The following is a 17,543-nucleotide window of genomic DNA, read 5'->3' on the forward strand; positions in this document are numbered from 1 at the left end:
ACTTTGCAAGCCATATAATTTTATGATTAACCTTTTGCTATCGCTAAGGCAACCTTTGTGCCGCAGCATTTATAGGCTAGGCGCTATTTTATTTCTGTTGTTTTTAGGATCCCCCCGGAGCTTTGGTCAGGTACAAACTGCCAGATCTTTCAGTGATCCAACAATGACTAACATAAAAGGTTTCTATGAATATCTTCCCGCCGGGTATACACCTGGCAGTGGTAAAAAGTATCCCCTTATCATTTTCTTTCATGGAGTAGGTGAACTGGCCAGTTCTGGTGCCCCCCTTTCAGCAGTATTAAATAATGGTCTCCCTAAAGTAATTGCACAGGGCAAATTCCCTACCACCTTCACTGTCAATAACAAAGATTTTTCGTTTATAGTAATTTCCCCCCAGTTCAATACCTGGCCGGGGTCTGCCGATGCGATTAAATTTAAAAATTACCTGCTTACAAAATATGATATTGACGCTGACCGAATTTATCTTACAGGGTTAAGTATGGGAGGAGGAGAAACGTGGGGAGCCCTATCCGAAAATAAAACAGAAGCAAAAGCATTCGCCGCCTCGGCGGTTGTTTGTGGTTATTATCCTCCTACCACCACACTGGCAGCAAATATCGCGGGCAACAATACACCGATCTGGGCTTTCCATAATCAGGTAGATCCCAACGTACCGCCAGACTATTCCATTAACTGGGTGAAGGATATCAACGCCAGTACACCAACACCAAATCCGCTTGCAAGGGTCACCATTTTCAATGCTTCCGGCCATGACGCATGGACGAAGGCCTATGATCCCGCCTATAAAGAAAACAATAAAAATATGTACGAATGGATGTTACAATATTCCAAAAGTGGAGTGGTAACACCGCCTGTTACAGGTGGCCGGCGTATTGTAGTGCCAATGACCAACACCGCCAACGGACGTGCAGAAATGTACTACCCGAACGCTATGGCTACATTGGGTGTTCAACCAGGTGATACATTGTGTATTCCGGCAGGAGAGTATGAGTACCTTCATTTGGGTAATATTACCGGTACCGCTGCAAAACCTGTTGTGATCACGAACTGCGGAGGACAGGTAAAACTGGGTGTCAAAAACCAGGGAACTGCTGCTGTTTTTAATGCGCCCACCTGTCGGTTTGTGGAGATCAGCGGTAGCGGAGATAAAAATTATGAATATGGCTTTGACCTGAATGGTACTAATATTACGGGCTTACAGATATTTGGTTTGACCCTTGGGGTAGGTAGCTCCGATTTTGATGTCCACAACATATTTATTCATGACGGAGGCATCATGTTGCAGGCTAAAACCCTGCAAACCTGCGCGCAACCGCAATACCTGGAAGGAAGTTATGTGATGAAGAATGTGAAAATTCACCACATCAAGTGTCTGAACTCATTATGGGAAGGCTTCTACATAGGTAATACCCATTATTTCTGGACAGAAGGCACCTGTACCGATATGCGCTCACATTGGATAGAAAACATCCAGGTATATGACAATTATCTCGAAAACATTGGTAGCGATGCGATGCAGATCTCCATGGCAAAAGACGGAGATAACCGTGTTTTCAATAACCGGATTGTAAACTATGGCATGTCACAGAATTCCGCGCAAGGTTACGGTATTCTCGTTGGCTCCGGTTCGAGCCTCAAAGTATATAATAACAATATTTCAGTGGGTTACATGCCGGGAGTAACCATCTTCGGATCTGGTGTAAGTGAGATCTATAATAATGTGATCTCAGATATCCATTATGAAGGCATTAATGTGTCTGACAAAATCCCGGCTAATACTACGCCGGATATTTTTCCTCCTCCGGCTGCCGTTATTTATAACAATACCATTATCAATACAGATAACGGATCGAATGCGATCAAGATCTTTGCGTATCAGACTCCCATCGGACACCAGGTGTATAACAACCTGATGGTGCAGAAAGGAACTGCTTATGACTATCCGGTAAGGGGGATGTATATAAAAGGAGACCTGCCTATTAAATTGCTCTATTCAAATAATCTCTGTTATCCAAGTCAGGCTGCTGCCAATTTTGTAGATAGCGCCAGCAAAAATTATCACCTGCTGCCAACATCTTCAGCAGTAGATGCAGGCCGGGATATGAGTGATTTTAATTTGAATACGGACTATGATAGCACGTCTCGTCCGCAACAGCTAAAATATGATGTAGGTGCTTTTGAACTGAAAGCGGGAACCAGCTCCCCGCCACTGGCAAATGCCGGGAGCAATATTACTATTACCCTGCCAGTCAACAATGTAGCCCTCGATGGGTCAGGCTCCAAAGCTGCAAGTGGGAGTACAATCACGGGCTATGCATGGAAAAAGATAAGTGGCCCGGCCGGGGACATCATTACTAATGGTAATACAGCTAAACCCGGTATTACGGGGCTTACTCAGGGAACTTTTGTATATGAACTTACAGTTACTGATAGCAAAGGATTAACGGGAACCGCCCGGGTGAGTGTCATCGTTAAGCCGGCCGCCAATAAACCACCGGTAGCCAATGCCGGCAATAACATCCAGATTCAGTTGCCTGTAAATAGTGTGTCATTGGATGGAAGTGGTTCTACTGATGCAGACGGACAAATTGCTACCTGGTCATGGAAGAAGACTGCTGGCCCTGCCGGCGGCGATCTTACAGCCGCCGGAGCAGCTAAAACAAATGCAGGTAATCTGCAGGAAGGTACTTATACTTTTCAGCTAACCGTAACAGATAACGCAGGCGCCACCAGCGTTGCCAGCGTAAACGTAGTAGTACTGGCGGCGATTATCAATAAACCTCCGGTAGCCAATGCCGGTAATAATATTCAGATTCAGTTACCAGTGAATAGTGCTTCTTTGGATGGAAGTGGTTCTGCTGATGCAGATGGACAGATTACTACCTGGTCGTGGAAGAAGACTGCTGGCCCAGCCGGCGGTGATCTTACTGCCGCCGGGGCAGCTAAAACAAATGCAGGTAATCTGCAGGAAGGCACCTATACTTTTCAGCTGACAGTAACAGATAATTCAGGCGCCAGCAGCAGTGCCAGTGTAAACGTAGTGGTACTGGCGGCGGCTCAACAAAACAAACCGCCGGTAGCTAATGCCGGCAATAATATTCAGATTCAGTTACCCGTGAATACTGCCGTATTGGATGGAAGTGGTTCTACCGATGCAGACGGACAAATTACTACCTGGTCGTGGAAGAAGACTGCTGGTCCAGCCGGCGGCGATCTTACTGCAGCCGGGGCATCTAAAACGAATGCAGATAATCTGCAGGAAGGTACCTATACTTTTCAGCTGACAGTAACAGACGATTCGGGCGCCAGCAGCAATGCCAGTGTAAACGTAGTGGTACTGGCAGCGGTTCCGCAAAACAAACCACCGGTAGCCAATGCCGGCAATAATATTCAGATTCAGTTACCAGTGAATAGTACCTCGTTGGATGGAAGTGGTTCTACCGATGCAGATGGACAAATTACTACCTGGTTGTGGAAGAAGACTGCTGGCCCTGCCGGTGGAGATCTTTCTGCAGCTGGATCCGCAAAAACGAATGTGGGTAGTCTGCAGGAAGGTACCTATACTTTTCAGTTGACGGTAACAGATAATTCAGGCGCCAGCAGCAGTGCCAGTGTAAACGTGGAAGTACTGGCAGCGGTTGAACCAAACAAACCGCCGGTAGCCAACGCAGGTAACAGTATCCAGGTTCAGCTACCTGTTAACACTGCTTCACTGGATGGAAGCGCTTCTACCGATCCGGATGGACAAATTACGACCTGGTTGTGGCAGAAAACTGCGGGTCCTGCCGGTGGAAATCTTTCTGCAGCAGGTCAGGCTAAAACCAACATCAGTAATCTGGTAGCAGGTACTTACACCTACCAGTTGACAGTAACGGATGACAAGCAAGCCACAGCAGCAGCTACTATAAATGTACTGGTATTGCCTGCGGTAGTGGAGAACAAACCACCGGTAGCGTTAACTGCCGGTGACCGAATTGTACAACTGCCAATAGATGCAGTTTTTGCAGACGGTACTGCTTCCTATGATACAGATGGAAGCATTAAGACCTATGCATGGTCGCAGGTATCCGGGCCGGCAACGGCGGAAATTATAAACCCTGACCGTGCGCAAACACTGATCAAAAGCCTGAAGGCAGGGGACTATAAATTCCAGCTTCTTGTAACGGACAACTTGGGGGCTACTGCCTCGACGCTGTTTCATGTTACAGTAATCGCATCAAGTCAGGATCTTCATGTAGAAGACTCTGCCCGCATTTTCCCTAATCCCGCTGTGAGCTATATCCGCCTGCATGTGATACGGAAAGGTACTGCTCCTTTGCAGGTGCGTATATTTGATGTGAAAGGAAGACTACACCAGAATATCAGGTATACCATCGGTGAATCATTCCAGACGGACATCAACATCACTAACATGCCTACCGGATATTATCTGATGGAGGTGAAAGGAGAAGGTGATAGTTTCCGTTGGACCGGGCATTTTGTCAAGGTAACCAATTAGATTTTTTCCCAGGTACCGGTTGCAGGCTGGTATTGGCGGATAGGGCGGGCAGGATTGCCGGCTACTACCGTATAAGGGGGAACGTTTTTGGTAACTACACTACCACCAGCTACTACGGAGTGGCGTCCAATAGTTACACCTGCAGTGATAACACTGTTGGCGCCAATCCAACAATCATCTTCCACTATTATTTCGGCTACAGAGCAGGGCTGTAGCGCAATAGGTACATTGGGGTCGGTATAACCATGGTTAAGTCCTGATAATACAATGTTTTGTGCCAGTATAACATTATCGCCTATACGCACAGGACCGATGACAACATTTCCAATTCCTATTCTGGTATGGTCGCCGATAATGACTGCTCCCATTCCATTATTGACAGTAGCAAAATCCTCAATGGTTGAATAACGGCCAAGTATAAACGTATTAAATGGAAGTACATCTATCCTGGTACGCCTTCTTATCAGAGAGCCCTTTCCTTTTTTATGCTTGAATGGGTTGACAAACCATTGTACCCATTTACGGGGGCGTGCCTGATTTTTAGGCATCAGCAGGTATAAAGCCAGTTTTTTTAGGCCGGGACGTTGTTTTATGTTGTTTATGATAGTCATAATTAATGGCTGCTGGTGTTTAATATGGCCTGGTAAATTGCCGTCACGGAATTTTCCCAGGTATGAGTACCTGCAAATTGTATGCGTTCTGCTGCCAGAGAACCGGAATTCTCCGATAAAGCTTCTTCTATCAGTGGAATATAATGATCTGGTGTGGCAGCGAGGTATACATAATCTTTGAATAACTCCATCGTTTTGGTGGCAGTAGCTACAACAGGTTTTCCCATCGCCAGATATTCATCAATTTTTAAAGGGTAGTTGCCAACAGTAACAGTATTCAGGACTTGTGGATTGATGCATACGTCAAAGGACTGCACATAAGCCGGAAGTACGGAGATGTCTTTTTTGCCGGTGAAATGAACATTCGGAAGCTGATGCAGATCCGATTGGAGGAAGTCCTCATCTTCCGGCCCCACCAGTACCAGTTGCCATTCGGGGCGCTCCCTGGCTATTTTAAGCAGGATGCTGATGTCCAGTCGCAGTGATTTAAGTGCACCTACATAACCTATTACAGGTCCCTTTCCAACAGGAACATCAGTTGGAACCGGATGTTTTATATTGGCATCAAAAAGTTGTAAATCACATCCCTGGCCAACATAGTAACTGGAAGGATTATACTTTTGCAGCATTTCCGCCAGGTACAGTGAATTTGCGACTGCCACATCGGCTTTGGCAATGTGACGGGGTTCCAGTTGCAACCCATGTTTTTGCCAGTAAGGTACTCCCAGCAGATAGTCTCTGCTGTAATAGACATACTTTTCCGGTTGAAGTAACTCTTTCAGGTAGTATCCCCGGAATATATCATTGTCGTTAAACAGGATGATGTCTTTGAAATTCATCGCTGTTACCGCCTCTCTGATACTGTCCGCGAACTTCCGGTTATTACGTTTGTTAAACCATGAGAACAGGGGGGTAAAGGGGAGCCAGTTAATGGATTCCAGCACAACAGAAGGGTAGAAGTTCCATAGATTGTCGCTAATAGGCACAATGGACGGCACTTTTTTATCCTTAGTGTCAAGGTGATACTGCACATTGGGATCTCCTTTCCCGTTTAAAATAGTACGTCTGTCTAATGGAGCGTTTATATATAACACCCGGTTATGCCGCGCAAACTCCTGCGCAATGTTTTTACAGTTGCTGCCAATAGCGGTATACCATTGTTGAAGCCCTATAATAACTATATCTCTGTTTTGGATTAAAGGCACAGTAGTAAGGTCTAAAGTGTATCGGTTTGAATAAATGTAATATTTGGTAACAGGTTTACCTGGGGTATGGTTAAATTATTGCAGTTGTTAAATTAATCCACAAAGTAAATAAAAAATTCAATATTATTGAACAAGTCACTAAGGGACTGAGTTTTAATTTAAAACAGAAAATCATTCTATGTCGGAAACAATTGAAATCAGGACGCTAACGGTAGAGGACTACCTGGACCTGAAAGAATCTATGGTGTCTGCTTATGCAGATATGGCCGGCAGCTACTGGAGAGAGCCTACCATACAAAGACTGATCACGCTTTTTCCTGAAGGTCAGATCGCGGTAACGGTGAATGACAAAGTGGTAGGATGCGCTTTGGCTATTATTGTAGACTACGAGAAGTTTGGAGATAGCCATACTTATGAGCAGATCACCGGTTATTATACTTTTAATACCCATAATCCAAAGGGAGATATATTGTATGGTATAGAAGTGTTTGTTCACCCGGACTACCGGGGTAAACGACTCGCCCGGCGTTTGTATGATGCCCGTAAAAACCTCTGTGAGCAACTGAATTTGCAGGGGATTGTAGCTGGTGGCCGTATTCCCAACTATGAGAAGTATGCGGAACGTTTGTCGCCCAGAGAGTATATAGAAAAAGTGCAGGACCGTGAGATTTATGATCCTACTTTAACTTTTCAGTTCTCCAATGATTTCACGGTAAAGAAAATACTTAAAAATTATCTGCCGAATGATGAGGCGTCTATGGGGTTTGCCACCCTGCTGCAGTGGTTTAATATTTACTATGAGAAAGACCTGGACACCATCCGTTACAATAAATCTACCGTACGTATTGGCTTGGTGCAGTGGCAGATGCGGGATTATGGCAGTCTGGAAKGGTTTCTGCAACAGGTTGAATATTTCATTGATGCGGTGAGTGACTATGGATCAGACTTCGTGGTGTTCCCCGAGTTGTTCAACTCTCCGCTGATGAAGGAATTTAACCAGATGGATCCTGCCGGAGCGATCAGAGGGGTGGCAAAGTACACAGATAAGCTGCGGGAAATTTTCCAGCAGCATGCAGTTGCCTACAATGTGAATATCATTTCCGGGAGCATGCCCATCGTAATTGACGAAGTCCTGTATAATATCTCTTATCTGTGTCGTCGGGACGGGACTTATGAGCAATATATCAAAATCCACCCAACGCCGGGAGAAGTGTCGGCCTGGGGTATTAAAGGTGGAAGTGAGATAAAAGTGTTTGACACGGATTGCGGCAAGATAGGAATACAGATCTGCTATGACGTGGAGTTCCCCGAGCCTTCACGTATCCTGGCCGAACAGGGGATGCAGATCCTTTTTGTTCCTTTTATGACAGATACCCAGCATGCATATAACCGTGTACGCTTTTGCGCACAGGCAAGGGCCGTCGAGAATGAATGCTATGTAGCCATTGCTGGTTGTATTGGTAACCTGCCTAAAGTAAATAACATGGATTTACAATATGCACAATCTTCGGTATTTACACCTTCAGATTTTGCATTTCCGGTAACAGGCATCAAAGCAGAATCTACTCCCAATACAGAAATGGTGGTTATCGCCGATGTGGATCTTGTGCTTTTAAAAGAATTGCATGCGTTTGGAAGTGTGCAGACAAAAAAAGATATGCGTAAAGATCTTTACGAAGTAAAATGGAAGAAAAAGTGATTACCAGGTAGTTACTGGTATACATTTTTGGGAATAGTTTTTCAGGGATATAAAAAAGTTAGTAAACAAGGAAAGTTGCAGTACGCAAGGGATTGCAGCTTTCCTTTTTTATTTGTAGATTTAAGTAAACTCCCCGGTTATGAAAGATGCAGCCTATTATCCCTCATGGAGAAATCTTTCCAAATACAAACAGTACCTGGCCTACTTTAGTGAGTATATCCGGCACAACGACTGGAAATCCCTCCAGGCTTCCCTTAAGTTGGTATTATTAAACAAACCTACGCAGAAGGGCTGGCAGGCCACATCTGCATTAGGGCGTTTCAGGATAAGGGCAGGTACAACCGATTTTCAGTTCATTAACTATGCTTATGAGAAACGAGTCCGTAACTACCTGAAACAACAACTGGATGAGGGCAAGCTGGATGGGTTTATTGATATCGGCGCCTGTATAGGTGAATATGATATCTGGCTGGGTGGTCTGGGAGTGCCCTGCGTTGCTTTTGAACCAGTTAATTTTAAAGCGGTAGAAGAGAATATAAAGCTGAATAATGTAGGCGGCAAAGTAAAGCTTTTTGCCTGCGGCCTTGGAAGTCACCAGGAAAAGGTAAACTTCAATATTATGAGTACTGTTACAGGCTCGAGTTATATAGACCGCGATAACAAAGAAGGTGGAAATATTCCCATCGAAAAACTGGATGATCTGCTACCAGAACTTGGATTTGCCCCGGGCAGCCGGCTGGTTGTAAAACTGGATGTGGAAGGAATGGAAACGGAAGTGCTGGAAGGAGCCAGGCAATTCATCCACCAAACACCTCAACTTCGTATTATTTTTGAACGTTATGAAGGGGACAATACTGTAAACGATAAATTAAGCTCATTGGCTGATTTTACTTTTGAAAGACTCGACGAGTTTAATTATCTCGCCATCAAAAAATAAATACCGGTAACTGCTTTTGCGAAGGGCAATACGTTTTAATGGACGTGTTGCCTTCGTATTTTGTGAAGGAAAAACATCCAAATAACCGGAAAATGGATGGTATATTATTTATATACATAACGAAAACAAATGAGTTGTCATTGATCTGTTCCGAAACTATTTTCCATTACATAAATTATTGATTAACAAATATCAACAACAATTACTTAAATTGATTCTTTAGGAATGAAACGGCTATTCTATCCCGGTTCCGTAAAAAATTATTATTTTGGAAGCGTTTTAACTTAAACTAATCTGGTAAGTATATCGTATTAAATAATTAATAATCAATAAATAATAAATAATTAAGAAGATGAGTAATAAGATCAATTTAGCGCTACAAATCATTCCTTCAGTGCCTTCTGAGCAGGTTTATGCGGTCGTAGATGAGGCTATTGCCGTGATCCAGGCATCCGGTGTAAAATACAGGGTATGCCCTTTCGAAACAGTGATGGAAGGAACCTACGAAGAGCTGATGGAAGTGGTTCGTCAAACCCAGGAAGTATGTTTTAAAGCAGGTGCATCTCAGTTATTAGTGTATATAAAAATGCAGATAAGAAAAGACAGCGATGTGACCATGGAAGAAAAAACAGGGAAGTATGACAGCATATAGCTAAATTTTTTTATCTTACCGGTCGAACAAAAGGAGAGGAACTTATGCGATACGCCGCCCCATTGGATGATAATTCAAAACTGGTCACTAACCTTGTCATCATTCTTACATTGGTTTTTTTATGCAGACAGATCACTGATATTTCTCACGACTCTGTTACTACAACAATATTGCTCTTTATTCTGATACCGGTTATCGTGGTGGCCTGGAGCCTGAGCCCCCAATATTATACTATCACGGCAACGGCTATACTTATCAAACGCCCGCTTTATAGTATCACCATTGAGATGGAAGATGTGGTAAGACTGAGAAGTATAACCGAAGAAGACCTGGGTAACAGTTCCCGTTTACTGGCTTTTGGAGGCGTATTCGGATACCTCGGTACCTACCGCTCCAGCGAAATAGGAAAGTACCAACGTTGGTGTACCAACCGGGAAAACCTGGTGCTGATAGAATCAGATAAACAAAAATGGCTGATCAGCCCTTCAGAAGCAGAGGATTTTGTAAAGAAGGTCAATAAGATCATTAACGTCGCAGCGATCTGACAAAGTAGGCACCTGCATAAGCTATAAAAGCGAAGATCCGGACAGTCACAGACTGTACCGGATCTTCGCTTTTATAGCTTTCACTTTCTCAATATTGGATCAGGTTGAAAACGGGGGAATATCCTTTTTTCAATGTTCTCTAAATGCCAATGCACTCGCGTTTACCATTCTCAAATCCCTCCAGAACTATCGTTGAATATTAAACAATATCCATTACACTTCCAGTAGCTAATCTTCCATCTATCCCGAAAACACGTTCCCCGAATTATGTTATATTTATAGTAATCAAAATCATCTCCCATGGCAAAACAAATGTCTATTATTCCCTTTACGGGAAAACTCGGTCCTCTCATTGGGTATAAGCGCAATGGCAGCTACTTCCTGCGCAGTATGCCTGAAAGCGTGCAGCAAACGGCTGCTACCCGCCGCGCCTCCCGACGCTTTGGCATCGCCAGCAGGAAAGGCGCTTTTATCCGTCATACTTTCTACCCCCACCTGGATATCCATTGTGACGGCGGTCACATCAATCGGCTGAACAAGCTGCTCATTGCTGCCGGCGATCATCACGCCGCCATCACAGGTTTCCGCTTCAATCAGCATACAGGAGTAGATCGTTTCTTTACAGTAGCTCCCCGGCTTCTCCCTAACGGGATATTAAATATTCCCGCACAAACCATCGCCGGGTATCAAGGTATTACTGCCCTGGAAGTAAAAGTGATCGCAACGCGTATCGATTTTACATCACGTCAGGTGGCGGGTAGCGAAACAGTTACGCTAATAATAGCCCCCGACACCACTTTCCAGGAAACAAATGTTTCACTGGAGGTACCCGGGCAGGGCTCACTGGTAGTAGTTTTCCAGGTAAGAGCGATGTACAAAGACGGCCCATCGGGCAACAGGCAATACATGGCTGCCGATATTATTGCGGTGGCAGCACCACAGGTCCCCAAATATGCTAATAAACATAAGTTCCCGAAGCGGAAGAAATTGCTTCCCAAACTTATCTATACACACGCATATCCAGCTATCATTCAACTGGAATAAAGCGATCTTGCCTCCGGAGATATTTTGATCAATAACCCCTTTATACCTGCTTCTTTTCAATAGTAAATCTCTTTCCGCAGCTACAGTCTGGCACTGAAGTAGCCCTGCTATGGCCGGTTCTCACCTCTTTCCATCTGCTTATTCAATTTCATCCCGGTTATACATCCGAAGCTCATCCCCGCATCAAGTCCACCTCTCCTGCACTGCTTCTACAGGTACTAAGCGGGTGCTAAGCATAGCCTGGACGGAGCCTACATAATGAAAAGGTAATGCTGACTATAATGATGGGTGTTCTTTATGCACTATAAACTTTATGCTTAAAATTCACACTATCCTCCAACTTTTCAACTTGATCCCGTATATTTAAGTAACAACTTCTTAACCAAAATCTATCGCCATGAAGTCATTGTACGCTATGACGCTGGCGGGCGCTTTCCTTTTCTTACCCTTTTTGCTGCTCGCTCAGAATCACACTATTATTGGTAAAGTAACTACCTCCGGTACAACCGAAGGGGTTCCCGGCGTCACTGTCCAGGTAAAGGGCCATGCTTCAGGAACCGCTACGGGGGCGGATGGAACTTACAGGCTCACAGTACCCGATGCCAACAGTATTCTCATTTTTACTTCAGTAGGCTACCTGTCGCAGGAGCAGCCATTGAACGGACGCACCACAATCGATATCCAGTTACAACCAGATACCCGTAATCTGGAGCAGGTAGTAGTAACTGCTATGGGTATTAAAAAGGAAAAGCGTGCATTGGGATATGCGGTCCAGGATGTAAGTGGGGCCGACCTGATGCAGTCTAAGCAATCGAATGTAGTAAATGCACTGCAGGGTAAAGTTGCGGGTGTGCAAATTTCCAGTGGAGGTGGAGCGCCAGGTCAGGGCTCCCGTATGGTGATAAGAGGCATTAATTCCCTGGATCCCAACAAGAACAACCAGCCCCTGTTTGTAATAGATGGTATTACACTGGATAACGAAACAGAACTTGTAGGCATTAGCAACAAGCCGGAGACCCGCGGTATGAGCAATGGTGCCGCTGATCTGAACCCGGATGATATTGAGAGCGTTTCTATTCTGAAAGGAGGCGCCGCGACTGCTTTATATGGACTGCGCGCAAGCAACGGTGCGGTAATCATCACCACCAAGTCCGGTAAGGCCGGCCGGTTGAGAGTAAGCTTTAGTACCACAGCCGGTTTTGAAAGAGTGGGTAAAACACCAGATGTACAAAATACTTATAGCCAGGGTAACAACGGTATATATGATAGCCAGAGCTTCTGGCCTTCATGGGGACCAACGGTAGCGGATGCACGTAAACTGGATTCCACACATCCGGAAGTGCTGTATGATAAATACAAACAGGCTTATAATACTGGTAGCCAGTTTCGTAACACTTTGTCTGTCAGCGGTGGAACTGAAAAAATCGTATATGCGGCATCGTTATCTCAGTTCAATCAGAAMGGAATTGCTCCATTCAGCAATTATAAAAACTACTCTGCCCGGGTGAGTGGCGATGCGCGGCTAAGTGAAAAATTTAAAATGGGCGTTTCTATTAACTATATAAACTCCGGAGGTAACCGTACCAATTTTGACCGCTACGGAGAACAACTAGTTTACTGGTCCCCACGTTGGAATATGCGCGATTATATAAAAGAAGACGGTACCCAGCAGACCTATGGCACTACAGATAACCCCATGTATACATTGTACAGCAACCGTTTGGTGGATAATGTAAACAGGGTGATAGCCAATGTGAATTTCAGTTATACGCCCTTTAAATGGTTGGAGATACTTTACCGGGTAGGAGCAGATCATTATAGCAGCAGCATTACACACGCCGCTCCGGGACCTAAAGGAGTAGTGGGAGAAGTGCCCAGTACCGACAATGAATTTGGTTTTGTAGATGAGTATGCCTTGAACAAACGGGCGCTCACCTCCACGCTGATCCTCAATTTTAAAAATAAGATCAGCTCCAAATTAACTTCAGATCTCAAACTGGGACAAGATATCTATCAGAAGAAATTCAAACTGGTATCTGTTGAAGCGGATACCCTGGATATACCAGACCTGTTGATTTTACAAAACGCTAAAAAGGTGTTGACAAGCCAGGAGCTGAAGAACTATTACCTGATGGGCATTTTTGGTGACTGGACGCTTGACTGGGACCGTTGGCTATACCTGGACCTGACCGGAAGAACAGATATTAGCTCCTCTTTGCCTAAAGCTAACCGTGCATTCTTTTACCCGTCCGTAAGTTTATCATATCTGTTTACAGAACACCTGAAAATCCCGGAAAGGATTTTGTCGTACGGTAAAGTTCGGGTTTCCTGGGCCAGGATTGGAAAGGATACCGAGCCTTATAACACCAGTTCCGGTTACATTCCATTGGTAGATGGCCCGATCGGTGGCTCTGCTATTGGCTGGACCCGCGCCGACCGGTTGGGAGATCCTAACCTGAAACCTGAGTTTGCCAATACCTTTGAAACAGGGGCCGAGTTGCGCTTCCTGCATAATCGTTTAGGCGTAGATGTTACCTGGTACACTTCCAAAAGTACCAACCTCCTGATGCCATTGAAAGTATCGAATGCAACAGGTTACGATGATTACTATACTAACATAGGTTCTATCCGTAACAGCGGAGTGGAGGTATCATTGAATGCTACCCCGATCAAAACAAAAAACTTCAACTGGGACATACGCATCAATTTTTCTTCCAATCATAACGAAGTGCTCAGTCTTGGCCAGGGCCTCGATGAAGTCGATGTTGCGGAGCACTTCGGATATGCCGGTTCTACCGCTACCATGAAATACATTAAAGGTTACCCTGTGGGCGCCATCTTCGGTACCAGTTATCAGCGGTATTATGGCAGCGACAAGGAAGACCCGCTGATGATCGATCGCAGCAAACCGATGATCATTGGACAAACCGGMAGTAGTGCAGGCTTCCCTTTGATCAACAGTACACAGAAATACCTGGGTAATTCACAGCCTAAATGGATCGGTAGCATTACCAACACCTTCAATTACGGTCCGTTCAGTTTATCTGTATTGATTGATACCCGGCAGGGCGTAAAAAAATACAATCAGTTGGCTAACTTCCTCGCAGCCTTCGGTGAATCTGCCGTTACAGCCAATCGCTTTGACCAGACGGTATTTCCCGGTGTACTGGCAGATGGCTCTCCCAACACCCAGAAAGTATACCTCCAGCAGGCAAAGGGACCTGATGGACGTAACTATGGTTCCGGGTACTATCGCAATGTATATCGTGGGGTAACAGAGAATTTTGTGGAAGATGCTTCCTGGATCAGATTGCGCACCCTGAGCTTTACCTATCAGATTCCAGCATCTCTGTTGAGCGCTACCCACCTGATTTCGGGTGCCAGCATTACGCTTACAGGTAACAATATATGGCTGCATACCAACTACACTGGTTTTGATCCGGAATCCAGTTCAAATAGCTMCGGTAGTAATGTGGATGCTTTTGCAGGGTTCACGTACCCGACTACACGTAGTTTCCTGGCCACCCTTCAAGTTACTTTCTAAAACTGCTGATCATGAAAAAACTACTCACTATATTAATATATGCATCATTGCCGGGCATACTGCTCCAGGGCTGTAGCAAATCGCTGGATATCAACAATAACCCGAATCAGGCTACCGTTCCGCCACTCAATGGGTTGTTGGTATCTGCTACTTATCACACCGCCACCAATGTATACCGGGTGAGCAATATCACTTCTTACCTGGTACAATACCTGGCATCACCCAACGCCGATGGTGCTACGGATACGTACCAGTCTACCGACTACAGCACTACCTGGAAGAATCTATATGATAACATGACCGACATTCATGATATGATAGATCAGGCAAGTAAGCAGGGAGCTGTCCGCCATGTGGGCGCCGGCGAAGTCATGATGGCCATCAACCTGGAAATGCTGAACGACTTATGGGGTAGCGTACCTTATTCCAGCGCATTCAATGCACATGTTATTCAGCCACCTTATACGGGGGATGACAGTGTGTATATCTACTGCTTGTCCTTACTGGATGATGGTATCCTGCAGTTGAAAAAAACAGATACCAAATACGAACTGGATGCTTCCAAAGACCTGCTTTTTGGTGGTAATACCAGTGCCTGGATAAAAACTGCTTACGCAATTAAGGCACGTATACTCAATCATATCTCTAAAAAAGGTACTTATAATGCTGCTGGTGTATTAGCCGCGCTGGCCAATGCGTATACCACCAATGCGGACGATGCGCAGATGCTGCAGTTTCAGTCGCTCAGCCCCTGGAATCAGGCGGCCGTTAACAACACCAATAATAGCCTGGATGGTTGGCTCAGCGCTCATTTTGTAGATGCACTGAATGGGAAGACTTATGGCGTATTTGATCCCCGGTTGCCACTGATTACCGATACTACCAGGTTTGGAGATTACCGAGGTACCATCAACGGCGCCGGCCGGATAGGATCAGGTACCAATAAGGAAGAATGCTACCTTTCACTGAAAGGCTTTTATTCCGGGCCTGGCGCGCCTTTGCTGGTTGCCACCTATGCAGAGTGCCGGTTTATCACCGCCGAGGCAGCGTTCAGGAGCGGTGATAAAAAGACTGCTTATGACGCTTATATACAGGGTATTACCGCCAATATGGATAAGGTGGGTGTGGATACCGCAAAGCGGAATGCTTACCTCCGGAATCCCGCAGTGGGCGTGGGTGAGGGGGCTATTACACTGGACCTTATTCTGAAGGAGAAATATGCTGCCCAGTTCCTGCATCCGGACACCTGGAATGATGCCCGCCGCTATGATTATAAATACAAAAATTTCAATCTGCCTGAAAATGCCCAGCTGACAACGTTTATCAGGCGGCTGGCTTATCCGGACACGGAGAAAAGCCGTAATGGCGCTAATATGCCTTCTGTAAAATTAACGGATCATATCTGGTGGGACCAGTAAGTAAATAGGCTATTAAGAGAAACGGGCGACTAAGAACAGCTTTCTTAGTCACCCGTTTCTTTATTAATGAAAGAACATCTTAATGGAAGAAGTAGTAGCCGAGCAGTATCGCGCAGAGCATGCCGAAGAAATCGGCGATGAGACCTGCCGCCAGCGCGTACCTGGTCAATTTAATATTAACAGAGCCAAAGTATACCGCTAGTACATAGAAGGTAGTTTCAGTAGTGCCTTGTATAATGCTGGCTAACTTGCCCACAAAGGAATCCACCCCATGTGTTTTCAGGATATCTACCATCAGCGCTCTTGCCCCACCACCACTCAGCGGTTTCATAAAGGCTACCGGTAACGCCGGTACGAAATCGGTGTTGACACCCATCCAGGCAAATAACATCCCGATGCCGTGGGTAATAAAATCCAGACAGCCGGTAGTACGGAATACGCTGATGGCTACCAGCATACCCACCAGGTAAGGAATGATCCGCACAGATACCTGGAATCCTTCCTTAGCACCTTCAATAAAGGCGTCGTATACATTTATTTTTTTTGCCATGCCAGCCACCAGGAAGGTAATAATAATCGCAAAAATGATCGCACCACCAAGAGCGGCGGTTTTAGGGCCTATCTCTGCCGGAGGCAGACTATTTACCCAGAACCATAGCAGGGCCATGATACCGGCAAATATGCCCAGGAAGATCAGTACCGGCAGCTTGAACAGGTTGATCCGCTGGAAAATGGATACGGTGACCATACCCATGATAAACGCCATAAAGGTGGAGATGACCGTGGGAATGAAGATATCTGCGGGGTTGGCGGCACCAGCTGCCAGCCGGATGGCGATCACCGAAGTAGGAATCAGCACCATACCCGCCGTATTCAGTACCAGGAACATAATCTGTGGGTTGCTGGCTTCTTCCGGTTTGGGATTGATCTCCTGCAATTCCTTCATGGCTTTGAGCCCCATGGGAGTGGCCGCATTGTCCAGTCCCAGCAGGGTGGCGGAAAAATTCATCATCATAGACCCCATTGCCGGGTGGCCTTTGGGTACGTCAGGAAATAATTTCGAGAAAAAAGGATTGACCAGCCTGGAAAAGCGGTTGATCATACCGGCTACTTCGCCTATCCGCATGATTCCCAACCATAACGTCATGATCCCGGCCAGGCCCAGAGAGATCTCCGCACCGGTTTTAGCACTGGCAAACATGCCGTTCATAATGTCCCCGAAAACCGATGCGTCCTGTAAAACTACCGACTTGAAAACTGCTACAACAAATGCAATAAGAAAAAATCCCAGCCATACGTAGTTTAATGCCATTAGATTATTGGTTTATTCAATCAACAAATAAACTAAAATAAACCTATCTTTGCGCAA

11 protein-coding genes are annotated in these 17,543 nt (G+C 45.4%); 8 read left to right on the forward strand and 3 right to left on the reverse strand.

Annotated elements, in window-relative coordinates:
* Positions 1 to 163: 163 nt before the first annotated feature.
* On the forward strand, positions 164 to 4,519 hold the full coding sequence (locus AC1DCV_RS28860; protein ID WP_477026431.1) for a PKD domain-containing protein: 4,356 nt from the start codon (positions 164 to 166) through the stop codon (positions 4,517 to 4,519).
* Here AC1DCV_RS28860 and AC1DCV_RS28865 read toward each other — a convergent pair.
* Positions 4,516 to 5,130, reverse strand: coding sequence for an acyltransferase (locus AC1DCV_RS28865; protein WP_477026432.1), 615 nt, complete (start codon positions 5,128 to 5,130; stop codon positions 4,516 to 4,518). The two genes, AC1DCV_RS28860 and AC1DCV_RS28865, sit on opposite strands and share 4 nt — an antisense overlap.
* 2 nt (positions 5,131 to 5,132) lie before the next feature.
* Positions 5,133 to 6,335: a glycosyltransferase gene (locus AC1DCV_RS28870; RefSeq protein WP_477026433.1), complete on the reverse strand. Its 1,203-nt coding sequence runs from the start codon at positions 6,333 to 6,335 to the stop codon at positions 5,133 to 5,135.
* Between the two features lie 178 nt (positions 6,336 to 6,513).
* On the opposite strand from AC1DCV_RS28870, the gene AC1DCV_RS28875 reads away from it, so the two are divergent.
* From AC1DCV_RS28875 to AC1DCV_RS28905, 7 genes are all read left to right on the forward strand, one after another.
* Complete coding sequence (locus AC1DCV_RS28875; protein ID WP_477026434.1) at positions 6,514 to 8,034, forward strand: GNAT family N-acetyltransferase; 1,521 nt, start codon at positions 6,514 to 6,516, stop codon at positions 8,032 to 8,034.
* 139 nt (positions 8,035 to 8,173) lie between these two features.
* A complete protein-coding gene (locus AC1DCV_RS28880; protein WP_477026435.1) occupies positions 8,174 to 8,971 on the forward strand; it encodes an FkbM family methyltransferase in 798 nt (265 codons plus the stop codon).
* Positions 8,972 to 9,323: 352 nt separating this feature from the next.
* Positions 9,324 to 9,623: a thiamine-binding protein gene (locus AC1DCV_RS28885; RefSeq protein WP_477026436.1), complete on the forward strand. Its 300-nt coding sequence runs from the start codon at positions 9,324 to 9,326 to the stop codon at positions 9,621 to 9,623.
* 44 nt (positions 9,624 to 9,667) lie between these two features.
* Positions 9,668 to 10,168: a PH domain-containing protein gene (locus AC1DCV_RS28890; protein WP_477026437.1), complete on the forward strand. Its 501-nt coding sequence runs from the start codon at positions 9,668 to 9,670 to the stop codon at positions 10,166 to 10,168.
* Positions 10,169 to 10,468: 300 nt separating this feature from the next.
* The gene (locus AC1DCV_RS28895; protein ID WP_477026438.1) at positions 10,469 to 11,212 is read left to right on the forward strand and encodes a hypothetical protein; all 744 of its coding nucleotides are present in this window, start codon (positions 10,469 to 10,471) and stop codon (positions 11,210 to 11,212) included.
* A 397-nt stretch (positions 11,213 to 11,609) separates the two neighbouring features.
* Positions 11,610 to 14,756 (forward strand): SusC/RagA family TonB-linked outer membrane protein, encoded by a 3,147-nt coding sequence (locus AC1DCV_RS28900; protein ID WP_477026439.1) that lies wholly within the window; start codon positions 11,610 to 11,612, stop codon positions 14,754 to 14,756.
* A gap of 11 nt (positions 14,757 to 14,767) precedes the next feature.
* Complete coding sequence (locus AC1DCV_RS28905) at positions 14,768 to 16,174, forward strand: SusD/RagB family nutrient-binding outer membrane lipoprotein (protein WP_477026440.1); 1,407 nt, start codon at positions 14,768 to 14,770, stop codon at positions 16,172 to 16,174.
* Between the two features lie 79 nt (positions 16,175 to 16,253).
* Here the strand turns inward: AC1DCV_RS28905 and AC1DCV_RS28910 are convergent, their stop codons facing one another.
* Positions 16,254 to 17,486: a nucleoside recognition domain-containing protein gene (locus tag AC1DCV_RS28910; RefSeq protein ID WP_477026441.1), complete on the reverse strand. Its 1,233-nt coding sequence runs from the start codon at positions 17,484 to 17,486 to the stop codon at positions 16,254 to 16,256.
* Positions 17,487 to 17,543 lie beyond the last annotated feature (57 nt).

The organism is Chitinophaga sp. 10T418 (assembly GCF_056394125.1).